14 protein-coding genes are annotated in these 13,208 nt (G+C 60.8%); 3 read left to right on the top strand and 11 right to left on the bottom strand.

What is annotated here, in order from left to right; all coding sequences use genetic code 11:
- On the top strand, positions 1-1,458 hold a 1,458-nt coding region (locus G7A66_RS07345), incomplete at its 5' end, for a CHASE domain-containing protein (RefSeq protein ID WP_174295045.1).
- A gap of 139 nt (positions 1,459-1,597) precedes the next feature.
- On the opposite strand, the gene G7A66_RS07340 is transcribed toward G7A66_RS07345, so the two are convergent.
- Positions 1,598-2,389: a response regulator gene (locus tag G7A66_RS07340; RefSeq protein WP_174295044.1), complete on the bottom strand. Its 792-nt coding sequence runs from the start codon at positions 2,387-2,389 to the stop codon at positions 1,598-1,600.
- A 197-nt stretch (positions 2,390-2,586) separates the two neighbouring features.
- Between G7A66_RS07340 and G7A66_RS07335 the strand changes: the two genes are divergently transcribed.
- On the top strand, positions 2,587-3,294 hold the full coding sequence (locus tag G7A66_RS07335) for a Crp/Fnr family transcriptional regulator (RefSeq protein WP_174295043.1): 708 nt from the start codon (positions 2,587-2,589) through the stop codon (positions 3,292-3,294).
- 299 nt (positions 3,295-3,593) lie between these two features.
- Here G7A66_RS07335 and G7A66_RS07330 read toward each other — a convergent pair whose 3' ends face one another.
- The 9 genes from G7A66_RS07330 to G7A66_RS13940 form a co-directional block, all read right to left on the bottom strand.
- Positions 3,594-4,061: a response regulator gene (locus G7A66_RS07330; RefSeq protein WP_174295042.1), complete on the bottom strand. Its 468-nt coding sequence runs from the start codon at positions 4,059-4,061 to the stop codon at positions 3,594-3,596.
- Between the two features lie 146 nt (positions 4,062-4,207).
- Positions 4,208-5,365, bottom strand: coding sequence for a GNAT family protein (locus tag G7A66_RS07325; protein WP_174295041.1), 1,158 nt, complete (start codon positions 5,363-5,365; stop codon positions 4,208-4,210).
- A gap of 38 nt (positions 5,366-5,403) precedes the next feature.
- Positions 5,404-6,135: a sterol desaturase family protein gene (locus G7A66_RS07320; protein WP_232366727.1), complete on the bottom strand. Its 732-nt coding sequence runs from the start codon at positions 6,133-6,135 to the stop codon at positions 5,404-5,406.
- 257 nt (positions 6,136-6,392) lie between these two features.
- Positions 6,393-6,629 carry a hypothetical protein gene (locus tag G7A66_RS07315; RefSeq protein WP_174295039.1) on the bottom strand — a complete coding sequence of 79 codons (237 nt, stop codon included), beginning with the start codon at positions 6,627-6,629 and terminating at the stop codon, positions 6,393-6,395.
- 54 nt (positions 6,630-6,683) lie between these two features.
- Entirely contained in the window at positions 6,684-7,196 is a 513-nt protein-coding gene (locus G7A66_RS07310) for a GNAT family N-acetyltransferase (RefSeq protein WP_174295038.1), read from the bottom strand.
- Positions 7,193-8,290, bottom strand: coding sequence for an LPS export ABC transporter permease LptG (gene lptG / locus G7A66_RS07305; RefSeq protein ID WP_174295037.1), 1,098 nt, complete (start codon positions 8,288-8,290; stop codon positions 7,193-7,195). Before lptG ends, G7A66_RS07310 begins: the two co-directional genes overlap by 4 nt.
- Positions 8,291-8,294: 4 nt before the next feature.
- Entirely contained in the window at positions 8,295-9,554 is a 1,260-nt protein-coding gene (locus tag G7A66_RS07300) for an LptF/LptG family permease (protein ID WP_174295036.1), read from the bottom strand.
- Between the two features lie 125 nt (positions 9,555-9,679).
- Positions 9,680-10,045, bottom strand: a complete 366-nt coding sequence (gene clpS, locus G7A66_RS07295) for an ATP-dependent Clp protease adapter ClpS (RefSeq protein ID WP_206675117.1) — start codon at positions 10,043-10,045, stop codon at positions 9,680-9,682.
- A gap of 272 nt (positions 10,046-10,317) precedes the next feature.
- On the bottom strand, positions 10,318-10,773 hold the full coding sequence (locus tag G7A66_RS13940) for a phasin family protein (protein WP_206675116.1): 456 nt from the start codon (positions 10,771-10,773) through the stop codon (positions 10,318-10,320).
- Here G7A66_RS13940 and G7A66_RS13935 point away from each other — a divergent pair.
- Positions 10,772-11,242, top strand: a complete 471-nt coding sequence (locus tag G7A66_RS13935) for a hypothetical protein (protein WP_206675115.1) — start codon at positions 10,772-10,774, stop codon at positions 11,240-11,242. The two genes, G7A66_RS13940 and G7A66_RS13935, sit on opposite strands and share 2 nt — an antisense overlap.
- Here G7A66_RS13935 and G7A66_RS07285 read toward each other — a convergent pair.
- Complete coding sequence (locus G7A66_RS07285; protein ID WP_408609247.1) at positions 11,239-13,200, bottom strand: PHA/PHB synthase family protein; 1,962 nt, start codon at positions 13,198-13,200, stop codon at positions 11,239-11,241. The genes G7A66_RS13935 and G7A66_RS07285 overlap by 4 nt on opposite strands.
- Positions 13,201-13,208 lie beyond the last annotated feature (8 nt).

Below are 13,208 nucleotides of genomic sequence, written 5' to 3'. Positions count from 1 at the left end.
AATACCAGTTCCGCCTATCTGCGCGCAGGCGCCGCCCTTTTCGCCACGGTCGAGGATGTGCCGGCGCCCCTTTTCCGCCGCTTTGTGAACGAATTGCGCCTCGATTCCGACTACCGCGGGGCGGAAGGGCTCGGCTGGGCCGAACGCATAAGGCCGGACCAGGTTCAGGAATTCGAAGAATCGCACGATGACGATGCACCGGGGGACATGGATGTCCGGCCCGCCATTCGCGACAGCGTGACGCAGGTGGTGCCGGTCACTTTCCTTCAGCCCGACACGGAACGCAATCGCCGCGCGCTGGGCTTCGACATGTATTCGGAACCCGTTCGCCGCGCTGCCATGGATGAAGCGGCGCGGACCCTTCGGCCCACGGCCAGTGGACGAGTGACCCTGCAGCAGGAAGGTTCGGGAACGGCTGCCGGTTTCATCATCTACATGCCGGTGGTGAGCGAATCGCAGATGGGCCGCGAACTGCGCGGGTTCATTTACAGTCCGTTCACCGCGCAGGATTTTCTGACCTCCGCACTCGAGCTGGAAACGCGCGGTCAGAAAGGTATTCGCCTCTACGATGGCGCCGTGGCCGAGGAAAATCTGCTGGCCGAGATCGAGCCTGAAATGCAGACCGGCGAAGTCGTGACGACCGAGGTATCCATCGCCAACAGGCCGATGATGCTGCAGGTCGAATCGGCCAGGGGCTCATCGCTGGCACCGCTTTCGATGATCACACTGATCTTCGGGCTGCTGGTCGCAAGCCTGCTGATGGTCGTTGCACGATTGCTGACCCAGCAAGCGCGCGAGGATCAGAAATCGCTCGACTGGTTCGCCGAACAGAACTCGATCCGCAATTCGCTGACTCGTGAATTGAACCACCGCGTGAAGAACACTCTGGCGAATGTGCTGTCCATCGTGTCGCTGACCCGGCGCAGGGCGAACAATCTTGAGGAATTCGCCGATGGTCTGAACGGGCGGATCCGGGCGCTTTCGGCAACGCACGATCTGTTGACGCAATCGGAATGGGGAACAACCCCCGTGCGCGACGTGATCGGGGCCGAGATCGCTCCCTATGCCCGAGACGGCGACAATGCTGTGACGATGGAAGGGCCGACGGTCGAACTTGCTCCGAACGATGCCCTTTCCCTCGGCCTTGCAATTCACGAACTGGCGACAAATGCAGCGAAATACGGTGCCTTGAGTGTCGCTGGCGGTAATGTCAGCGTGCAATGGTCGCTGACGCAGGACAATCTTGCCAGAGTGGAATGGACCGAAAGTGGTGGGCCACAAGTCGAAGGGGAACGCAAGCGAGGCTTCGGCATGGATCTGATCGAGAAGATCGTCGCGCATGAACTCCGCAATCCTGTGGAACTCGAATTCGCCCCGCAAGGTGTGCAATGCATTTTGCTGGTGCCGGTCAGAACTCCTAGCGAATTTGCAATCCGCGCCCGGCGGAACCAGAGCTGACGGTTAGCAGGCGGGCTATACGGAAGCAGCGCCATTGATGATGGGCAGACTAAAAAAGCCGCCATCCCGGTGAGGGAGTGGCGGCTTTCTTCTATGCTTGTCCTGTTGCCCGGCCCGTAGTGAACCAGATCAGGCTGGTTCAGGCCAGGGGCCGGCTCGACCCGAAGAACAACGCTTGGCTGATGGCCGTGCGAACGGTGGCTTCCTGGAACGGCTTGGTCACGAGATAGGTCGGTTCCGGTCGGTCGCCCGTCAGCAGCCGTTCCGGATAGGCCGTGATGAAGATGACCGGCACGCTGTCGATGGCCAGGATGTCGTCCACGGCATCCAGGCCGCTGGACCCGTCCGCCAGCTGGATATCAGCGAGAACCAGTCCGGGCGTCTGCTGGGCGACGACTTCCTGCGCCTGAGTGCGGGTAGCGGCCGTACCGCAGATGTCATGACCGAGCGATCGCACGAGATCCTCGAGCTGCATCGAGATCAGCGGCTCGTCTTCGATGATCAGAACACTGGTGGTTGATTCCCGGTCGATTTCCGAAACCGCTTCCTGAACCAGGGATTCCACCTCGTCCTCGGACAGGTCCATGATCTCGGCAGTCTGGTCGATGCTGAAATCTTCCAGCGTCGTCAGCAGCAAGGCCTGGCGGTTCAGCGGCGTGATCGTCTTCAGGCGATCGGATGCGGCAGCCTCATGCGAACCGGACCCGTCATTATCGTCCACCTCCATATAGGCGCTGGACCAGACCTTGTTAAAGGCACGATACAGCGGAACACGGCCCTGCTGCAGCGATTCCTTCAGTTCCTGATCCGCAAGCGCCGCTTCGAGTGTTGCACGCACGAAAGCATCGCCCGTGGCTTGCGAGCCAGTAAGCGCGCGCGCATAACGGCGCAGATAAGGCAGATTGGCGGCGACCTGGTCCCCAAGCGACATAAATTCCCTTCCCGATAATTCGCTGGCTTGTGAACGCCCTGCGTGGATGATGGTTCCAGTCAACGCCAGGGCGCATTCCGGCGGCGTTTGACAAACCCGGTGCCGCCGCCGAAACGGGGCACTCGGTATCGCGAGCCTGTTCGGGGGATATAGCTATGGAACGGCAATCGGCAACAGTTGCTTGCGCGCAGTGCCCGTTGTCCGGACGGAAGGGGCTGCGTCCGCTCACGCCCAACCTCCTCGATTTCGTGCAGAAGTTCAAGGAAGGCGAGGTTCAGGTCGAACGCGGCGGGCTCGTGCTTGAACAGGAGAAGCGCAGCGTTCACCTCCACACCCTGCTGGAAGGGGTGCTTGTCCGGTTCCTCACGCTTGACGACGGACGCAGGCAGATCGTGAACTTCATGTTCCCCGGCGACTTCGTCGGGCTGCAGGGAGCGTTCGACGACAAGCTGAACCATTCGGTCCAGGCCTTGCTTCCAGCCAGGCTCTGCAACTTCGGACGCCGCAGATTTTACGAGTTAATCTCCGAGCACCCGCAACTGGCTTACGACCTGATCTGGCTGGCAGCGTGCGAGGAGACAGAGCTGGAAGATCACATGGTGGCGCTCGGCCAGCGCAATGCGCGGGAGAAAGTCGCTTACATGGCTGTCTGGCTGCACGACCGCGCCTTGGCTTCGGGAATTCCCGTGCTGCATGACCAGCACCTGGACCTGCCCATCACGCAGGCGCAGATCGCCGACATGCTGGGGCTCTCCCTCGTGCATACCAACCGCACCCTGAAGGCCCTGGCGCGGGACAGTCTGCTGTTCTGGACTCCCGGCCGGATCAGCCTGCCGGACCGGCAGCGCGCCGTTGACTTTGCGCAATATGAGGAACGGAGCCAGCAATTGCGCCCATTCATCTGAAAACTGGCGCCAATCCGTCACTTTGAAAAATTTTCAAAATATTTGCAACCCTGCGGAACCCCCTCCGCAATGGTGCATTTCCTCTATGTCACCGCCGAGACCCCCCTCCCGTCCAAGCGGCTGGTGACACGATCCCGAAAGGCCTTCGCTCGACAATAGGAGCGAAGGCCTTTTTTTCGTCGGCCTTTTTTCGGCGGTGCAGAAGAGTGTTCAGCAAGACGCAGTCTGTAGAAAGGCACCAGCCTGCCTGCCGTTAAGGCCAGGAAGGCCGGTCGCAAATTGCCGCAAAAAAGCAGGGGTCAGCCGAGCGCCCCGCGCAGACGCGCCAGCAGCCCTGCCGGTCTGGTGCGAAGGGCCGCGAGCAATTGCTCGGGTTCGTATGGCTTTTCAAGCACCGTGCCGAGTTCGCCGATCTCTTCGGGAATATCATGCGGCGCGCCTGTCGAGAATACTATGCGAGGCGGGTTCGGGCCCATCTCGGTCACGAGTTCGGCAATGGCCCAGCCATCGTCGCGGTCGGCCAGATGCACGTCAAGCACAAGGGCTTCCGGCGAAATCTCGCGTAGCATCTCCAGCGCCTGTGCAGTGGAGTTGCAGATGTGGATTTCCACGATACCAGCCGCGCGCAAGGCATCTTCGGTCGCAAGTGCCAGGATCGTATCGTCTTCGACCACCAGCACGGAACGGGGAAGGCCACCTGCGGATGCGGTCCGACCGACACGGCCCGCCGCGGCAGGGGAGTCAGTCGGGTCCTTGCTTTGGGCCATGAGTCCGGCAATCCTCCTGTCCAGCGCGCGCCGGAATGGGCGCGGAGAACATGATGGAAACGATGCTGCAGTGGCTTGGGTTCCCGCAGGCGGTGTCCTTCCGGCGCAGCGCAGGACCCGACTGCCGCCGAACGAAAGGACGAAGCTCAGAGCGCCTTTTGGTAAATCCTGTATTCGCGGTTTACCTTGGTGTTCAAGGCGTCCGCAATGGCGACCATGCCTTGATTATCATCGAGTATCCAGCCGATCTCGCCGCGCGTGGCGCCGAATTTTGCGACGGCATCCCTGCGGATGTACTCGATCATCATGAAGGCCAGCTGGCTTGCCAGTCGCGAATTCTGATGTTCTTTCAAAACCCCCATCAGCGGCACGCGCATCGTTCGTGCCTTCGGGTTCCTGAGCCAGCGCATCACGTGCAACCATCCGAGCGGCAGCAAGCGTCCATCAATGCGCGACAGCACCTCGTTCATGTCGGGCAGGGTCAGCATGAAAGCGACCGGCTTTCCTTCCAGCTCCGCTATGCGGACAAGTTCAGGGTTGATTACCGGTTTCAACTTGCGCGCGGCATAATCGATCTCGCGGTCGGTGAACGGAATAAAGCCCCAATTGTCCGACCACGCATCGTTCAAAATGGCGAGAATGATCCGTACGTCACCGGCATAATCGTCGACGCCCGCCTCGCGAATGGTGATCCGCGAATTCCGTTCGCCCGAGGTGATGATCCGCTGAATCAGCGGCGGGAAAGGCACTGTAATGTCGAGTTCGTAAGTCAGCAGTGTCTTTGCAGCGTGGTAATCGGCAGCTTCGATCCAGCCGCGATAGTGCGCGGGATGATGACCCATCATCATGGTCGGCGCGTGATCGTGCCCGGCAGTGAGCAGGCCGGGTTCCTCCCATACGGACAGTGAAATAGGCCCGAGCGCACGCGTCATGCCAGCCCCGCGCAGCCACTCCTCGGCACGGGCGAGCAGCCTCTGAGCGACCTCGGCATCCGCTGCGTCGAAATAGCCGAAATTACCGGTGCCCGGCCCCATGCCCTGTTCGGCAGGCATGGCGAGGGCAAGGCGATCGATATGCGCGCTGATCCGTCCTACTGGCTTGTCATCGCGATAGGCTGCGAAAAGCTGGACTTCGGCATGATCGAAGAACGGGTTCCGCCGCGGATCAAGCAATTCCATCTGCTCCGACCGCAATTGCGGCACATAATGAGCGACTGCTCGTGAAAACTGGCGACCTATGTCGACGAAGCGCCCGCGTTCGCTCCTGTCCGCAGCCGACAGCGTCCTGATTACGATGTCGCTCAATGCAGTCGGCCCTTCGGTCCTTCGTTCATCCGACGCCGTCAGCCTTGGGCCGCGCCGTCCTTCTCGCGTATCGCGCGACGCCGTGGGTGACCGCTGGCGATGCCGCCCGACAGTTCCTTGACCCAGGGGTAGGTCTTGGCGATTTCCTCGTCATAGCCGAGATTGAATACAGTCGGCGAGCGCTTGGGCCGCTCCTTCTTTTCATAGAAAGTGCCGAGCACGCGATCCCAGGCGTAGTTGGTAATCCCGAAATTGCCGGTTTCATCGAAATAGTGATGTTCGTTATGCCGCTGCTTCATGGTTTGCACCCACTTGTATTTAGGCTTGAACGCCAGGTGCTGGATGCAGTGCATGAATTCGTAATAACAGGTGGTGAGCAGACCGGTGGCGAACGCCGCCAATGCCCCGCCCGGGCCGCCGATCAGCCAGCCAACCGGCAGCGTCGCGACAGCGATCGTGGGCAGGGTGGTGTGCAGCGCACCGAAAAGCACTTCGAGATGGTTGGGATCCTGATGATGATCGTAGTGGATGCGCTTCCATGTCGGCGAGAGCAGTTTTGACTTCCACATCCATTTGCCGTGAAGGACATATTGGTGCAGCAGGTGCCATGCCAGCGGATAGACGAAAAGCGCCGCGCCGATACAAAAGATCGTGGCCCAGAAGCCTGCCGGATAGAAGGCGAAGGCGACAATCGCCGCCGCCGTCAGGCCCAGATAGGCCATGATGGTGTAATGCTGGAAATAGGCGCGCACCAACTCGCCGAATGTCATCCGGTCGAGATAATGGCTCCTTTTCCAGAACGGCAGCTGGCTTTCACCAGCGGCATCGGCTTCCGGCAGACTGCTTTGCGAGTTCGCGAAATTGGCGTTGCTAGACACGATAATCCAATCCAGTGGCTTGGTCATGCGGTAACACGACAGGGGCGAACGCGCCACATGGGTCCGATCGTGCCGAACGCAAGAGACGCAACAGCGGCATTTTTGCACTCAGCGCTGTGAACAGGCGCTGAAAACCGGGAAAAAGCCGGCTATTCCACGACCAAGTCGGCATCTTCGGCTGGCAATTCGTCATCGTAGTCGACGACCACATCATCCTGCGGCGTCCCGACCGAATTGTCGGGCACGGGACCGGGGCCATCATCGACCACGACGGGGGCGGGCATCTGCTGTTCGAACGAGGTGTCTGCTTCCTCCTCCTGATCGCAGGCGGACAGAAGTGTCAGTCCGGGCAGGATGAAAGCGGCGGCAAAAAAGCGAGATTTCATGATTACTCCTTATCGCAAACTACGACGCTCGAACGGGCTTGCATGTTCCGAAACCTAGAGGAAGCGGATCATCGCAACGGGCGATGCAGACCCTTCTGCGCCTCGTTTTTCGGTCACGATCTCTGCAAGGCGCGGGTGGGCTTTCTCATCCCTGACCTGTACGAAACCCAATCTCGTGGCTAGCGACATTGCCTCTCTCCCAAGCCCTTCGGCAACGCCTTCGTGATCTCCCGATCCTGAAATGACAGCTGTGACGGCGTCGTAGCCACCGTTTTCCGCGTCGATAATAGCGGCCCGGATCAACCCACCGGCGATGCCGCGCCGGCGGAAGGGCTCGGCTACAACAAGAGTGCCGATATGCAGTTCGCGGCGTTCGCCCCGGGCCAGCAGAAACCCGGCAGGCTGATCGCCAACCGTGACGAACAGCGAGCGTCGCCGCGAGACCATCGCTGCGATCTGCGCTTCGTCCAGGGTTTCAAAGCCCTGCACCTCGGCAGCGATACGGGCCATTGCGGGGCAGTGCTCGGGGCGGGCAAGCCGCAAGGTCCAGTCTGCGGACAAATTCATTCCTCGGTACGCACCAGCACCGTTTCACCAATCAGAAGGAACAGCATGAACGGTGCCCATGCAGCAAGAAAGGGCGGATACCCGCCAAAATTGCCCATCGCCAATGCGGCATTGTCGACCACGAAATAGGCGAAGCCGAGCGCCATGCCGATGATGGCGCGCAGGAACAACTGCCCGCTCCGCGCCAGGCCGAAAGCCGCGACTGCGCCGAGCAGAGGCATCAACACCGCGGACAAGGGACCGGACAGGCGATGCCACCATTGCGCGCGAAGTTCGGCAGTACGGCGGCCGGATGCTTCATATTCCGCAATCGTTTCGGACAATTCCCAGAACGGTTCCGCCGCGGCATTCGCCCGGCCGAGCCCCACCTGTTCCGGGGTGAGTCCGGGGGCAACGACCGTCTGCGCGACCTGCGACGTTTCAGCGCCCTGAACATTGAAGCGCGTGGCGTCGGTAAGCCGCCATCCGTCTCCCACCCATTGCGCCGCATCTGCCCGGACCTGTTCGATCAGCACGCCATCTTCGGAGCGGCGATACCAGCTGACACCCTCCATCCGCATGCTCTCGCCGGTTCCGACCACGGTGCGTGCCGTGAGAATGTCCGTTCCATCTGCTACGTAGACATTCGACCGCAGTCCCGATTGCGTCGGCACAGGGCCGTAATCATTATCTTCCCATGCCGAGAGCGTCGCCGTGGCGCGGGTTACAACGCGTTCGTTGAACAGGAAACTGGCCCCGGCAGTGAGGGCAGCGACCATCAGCAAGGGGGCGAGGATCTGGTGGGCGGAGAGACCCGCCGCCTTCATGGCGATGACCTCGCTGTTCTGGTTCAATCCGACCAGCGTGATGATCGTTGCCAGCAACACCGAATATGGCAGGAAACGCGCGACCAGTTGCGGCACGCGGAGGCCCACATAAGTCAGCAGTTCGGCTTGGCCGTTGCCTGGCTGAGCGAGTATCTTGCCGCTCGTCGAAAGCAGATCCAGCATCTGCAGAACCAGCACCAGCATCACCAGCACCGCCAGTATGCGGGTGAGGAACATCTTGCCGAGATAAAGCGTCAGTCGGCGCGAAGGGAAGAAGTCGAACTGCACCTGCTCAACCCCCCGCCATCATCGGGCGCGGATCGGTTTCGGCAAAATCCTCTTCCGCGACAGGCGAAGCCCTGCGCCGCCGCTTGAACAGCTTGCCAAAAGCCTTGGACAGTTTGGCAAATGCGCTTTCAAGCGCACCGATCGGCTGCCCGCCCGGGACATGGGCGACCCGGTGATACATCCACAGGATCAGCGCGGCAAAGATGGCAAAAGGCAGCCAGAGGGCGACGATCGGGTCTGCCCGGCCGAGTGCGGCGACCGCCTGTCCATATTCATTTACCTTGTGATACGCGACCGCCATCACGATGGAGACGAACACGCCTAGCGCCGAACTGGATCGTTTCGGCGGGATCGCCAATGCCAGCGCCAGAAGCGGCATCAGCAGCATAATCACCACTTCGACGAGCCGGTAGTTGAAACTGGCCTGACTGGCGTCGCGCACGGCCTGCGGAGCGTTCTCGCTCCACCCCATGCGCAGCAATTCGGGAAGGATGTATTCACGCTCCGCATCCCCGCGCGAGCGGAATTCCTCCAGCGCCGGCAGGTCGATCGGCAGGTCCTGCATCGAGAAGCTGAGTACGCGCGGCGTTGTTCCGGGCGTGTCCTGTACGATTATCCCGTCGCTGAGGCGCAGGATGATCGTGTCGGGACTGTCGCTGGTCGCCAGGAAATTGCCCTCGCGCGCCGAGATGGCGAGGACGTGGCCGTCATCGTCGGTGACGCGGGCGAAAATGCCTTCGAGACGGCGCCCTTCCTCGCTGCTCTCCTCGATACGCAGGGCCATGCGGTCGGCGATGGTGTTGAATTCGCCCACTTTGATCGACGCGCCCAGAGCCCCTGAGCGCAATTCGAATTCGAGCTGCTCATAATAATACCGGCTGACCGGCTGGATGTAGAAAACCAGCGCGACGTTCAGAGCGGCGAGGATCAGCGCGATGATGAAAGGCACGCGCAGCAGTCGCAGATAGGACAGGCCCACGGCCCGCATCACGTCCAGTTCGCTGGAGGTCGCAAGCTTTCTGAAGGCCAGCAGGATGCCGAGCAGCAGCCCCAGCGGGATGGCGAGGCTGGCATATTCCGGAATGAGGCTTGCCAGCATCTTGAACACGACGCCGACAGGCCCGCCTTCGGTGGCGACGAAGTCGAACAGGCGGAGCATCTTGTCCAGCACCAGCAGGCTGGCGGCCAGCACGAAAACCCCCAGCATCGGCACGATCACGAGCCTGAAGATGTAACGATCGATAGGGGGAATGAAACTGAACAAGCGAAAATTCGCGCTTTCGATGGATCGGGCAGTTTGCACGCAATGGCGGCGGCGGGTAGTTCAGCCTATAGCGCGCGCCAGCCAATTGGTCATGCCCGCATTTTCAGCAAGGAAGCCGGCTCGCGTCAGGCCTTTTCCAGCGTGCATTGCAGCGGATGCTGGTTCTGCCGGGCGAAATCCATCACCTGGTTGACCTTGGTCTCGGCCACTTCATAGGAAAACACGCCGCAAACGCCCACCCCGCGCTGATGAACATGCAGCATGACGCGCGTCGCCTGCTCCATGTCCATGCGGAAGATCTGCTTCAGCACGATCACGACGAATTCCATCGGCGTGTAATCATCGTTCAGCAGCAGCACCTTGTACATGCTGGGCTTCTTGGGCCGGGTGCGTGTCTTGGTGGCGATGCCCGTCTGGCGGTCGTCACCTGCTCCGTCGTCGGGCGGTGTATTGTCATCCGCATCGTCCGGTCCGAGGCGAATTACGGACATCGACAGCCGATCTGGCGCGGAGATCGTGCCGGGTTCTAAGGGGCAAACGGGGGAGGTTGTGTTCGAAAAGCGCATGATGGCCGCAATATCGTGCCCTCATCGACGAATCGCAAGGCCGCCCAGACGCATTATGGCGCTGCATCGGGGCGCGTCGGCGCGATGGCAGGACGCAGACGGGGCGCCAATCGAAAAGGACCGGACGATATCCTCGCCCGGTCCTTTTCGATATTCTGCCGAGGCCGTCAGATGACCGCCCGGCGACACAGGCCTGATCAGGCGGCCCGCGAAATCTTCTCGGCCGTCACGCTCATCCGGTTGGAGATGGGCGCGAAGGCGTCGTTCACCAGCTTCACCATATTCTCGGTGTTGCGCGAGGACAGGCCGATCATGGCGTCGAAATTACGACGTGCGAGTTCACCCTGCAACTGGAACAGTTCGGTCGGGCTCTTCACGGCTGCCATCTTCTTCAGATCGGCGGTCATGCCTTCGAAAGCTTCACGCGAACCTTCGACAGCGTCGCGGCTCATGCTCTGCACGCCGGTCGCGAAGATGCGGGACGATTCGACTACCGCTTCGACATTGCCGCGAGCGGTTTCGGTCAGTTCGCCGGTCATCGTGGAGCTTTTCTCGTAGGCTGCCTTCATGCGGTCCTGCATCTCGGCAGAGAAGTTCTGCATTCCAGCGGCGTAATCAGTCGTATTTACCTTGGGTTCTGCCTTGGTAGCCATGATCGTTTCCTTCAATTCGTCGATAGTGCGGTTCTTTGCGTCAGTTTTTCGGCCCGAGACATTCTTGCGGGTATTTGCAGAAGCGGGCGTATTTTCGATGCGGCGAGGCTGCGCGGCCGCGATCTTCCTGGCTGCCTTGGCTTTCGGCGCGCGACGCTTGGGAGCTGTCGCCTCGGAGCCGGAAGGGCTGCTGTCCGGGGATGCCTTTGCCTTTTCCGTAACTATGGAAGCGGCTGTTTCTTCGCTTGCAGGCGCGGCAACAGCTTCGCGGATCGCATCGATCCGAACGGCGCTGCCGCCGTCGTTCTGTTCGGCGGAATTGTTCTGGGACTCGTCGGCCATCGCTATCCTCGCATTTTGCTGCACTGCACAAATAGCAACTGCCGTAACGGATTTCAAGAAGTTTATTGTGCGCTGCAACATGCCACTTTCGGCATGCATTACTGCGGCCTATGCGTGCATGCCCTAGCGGGTCTTCACATAGCGTCCCGGAGCATCCTCAATCGTCTTGTCGCCCCTGCCGCCCGGCTTGCGCTTGCCCGCGGCCTTGACCTTGCTGTCATTCTGAGCGGCAATCCAATTGATCCAGTCGGGCCACCAGCTGCCCTTGTTCTCGGTTGCGCCTTCGACAAATTCATCGAGGCTGCGGGCTTCGCCGGAATTGGTCCAATATTGGTACTTGCCGGCAGCGGGCGGGTTCACCACGCCGGCGATGTGGCCCGATCCCGCCAGGATGAAGCGGGCCGGGCCGCTGACATGATCCATCAATCGCCAGACGCTGTTCGCCGGGGCGATGTGGTCTTCGCGGCCAGCCTGGATGTAGCAAGGCGTATTGATCCGCGACAGGTCGATGGGCGTTCCGTCGGCGCTCAGCCTGTCCTTCTTCACCAGTAGATTGTCGCGGTAGAGATCCTTCAGATATTCACGATGCCAGCGCGCGGGCAGATTGGTGACATCGCCGTTCCAGTGCAGCAGGTCGAAGGCCGGGTAATCTTCACCCAGCAGATAGTTCTTGACGACATAGTTCCAGATAAGATCGGTACCGCGCAGCATGTTGAAGGTGGCGGCGAGCAGGCGGCCGTCGATGTATCCGTCCGTCTCCATCGCTTCGATCGCCGCGATCTGCTGGTCATCCACGAAATGCAGCAATTCGCCGGCGTTCTCGAAATCGACCTGCGCTGTGAAGAAGGTTGCGCTTTTCACCCATTCCGCGTCTCCGCGCTGCGACAGGATGGCCAGCGTTGCCGCCAGGGTTGTGCCCGCAACACAATAGCCGATCGCGTGCACGTCAGGCACATCCAGCCTCTCGCGCACGAGGTCGATCGCTTCGATCTGGGCGCGGATGTAATCGTCCCAGTCGATGTCGGCCATGCTGCTGTCGGCCGACTTCCAGCTGACCACGAACACGGTGAGGCCCTGTTCGACCGCCCAGCGGATGAAGCTCTTTTCAGGGTTCAGGTCGAGAATGTAGAAACGGTTGATCCACGGCGGGAAGATCAGCAGCGGGGTAGCGAAGACCTGCTCCGTCACCGGCGTGTACTGGATAAGCTGGTACAGCGGCGTTTCATGCACGACCTTGCCCGGCGTGGTCGCGAGGTTTTCGCCCAGTTTGAAGGCATCGGGATCGGTGTGGGTCAACTGGCCGCGCTTCATGTCGGCGATCAGGTTCTCCATGCCCCTGACCAGGTTCTCGCCGCGTGATTCCACGGTGCGTTCCAGCACGACGGGGTTCAGCGCAGGAATGTTGGCAGGACTCATCGCTTCAACCAGTGCGCGCGTGGCGAAGCGCAACTGCTCGCGGCGCTCCGCAGGCACCTGATCCATCTCGTCGATCATCGCTTCCATCCTTTCAGACAGCAGCAGATAGGTCTGGTGGATCAGCGCGAAGGCCGGCTGCGCGCGCCAGCGTTCGTCCTGAAAGCGGCGGTCTTTTCGCGGCAGCTCGGGAGAAGGCTTCGCATCACTTTCCGAAGCGGCCGATCCGATGCCGAACTGGCCCAAAACCGTTTGCCACAATTCCATGCTTTCTTCGAACAGCCGCTGCTGCGATGCCGGTTCCGCCATCGGCAACTGGCGGTACCAGCCATGCATGGTCTCGATCCAGTATTCGGGATCCGCCATGCGCGAAGCCGGCGCGCCTTTCATCGCCTGTTCCGTCTGATAGGTCAGCCACATCTGCTGCAGGCGGAGGGCGACATCGTTCCAGCGCTTTAAATCATCGATCTGCGGCATGGGCGGGAATAGAGGTTTCGCCTTGTCCTGCGCGTCGCTTCCGCCGTCAGCAGCTTTCGGCATCATCGCGTCCCAGAAGCTGCGGATGCTTTCCGCCTGCATGGCCATGGACTGCGTCAGCATCTGCCCGAACGGGTCGAGACCGGGGCCGCTATCCCCGGCGCTTCCGCCGGACTTGCCGTTCTTGTCTGCCATGCTGCCGT

Source organism: Alteripontixanthobacter muriae (genome assembly GCF_013336795.1).
In the GTDB taxonomy this organism is placed as follows: Bacteria; Pseudomonadota; Alphaproteobacteria; order Sphingomonadales; family Sphingomonadaceae; genus Pseudopontixanthobacter; species Pseudopontixanthobacter muriae.
This window is presented reverse-complemented; position numbering and strand designations above follow the sequence as displayed.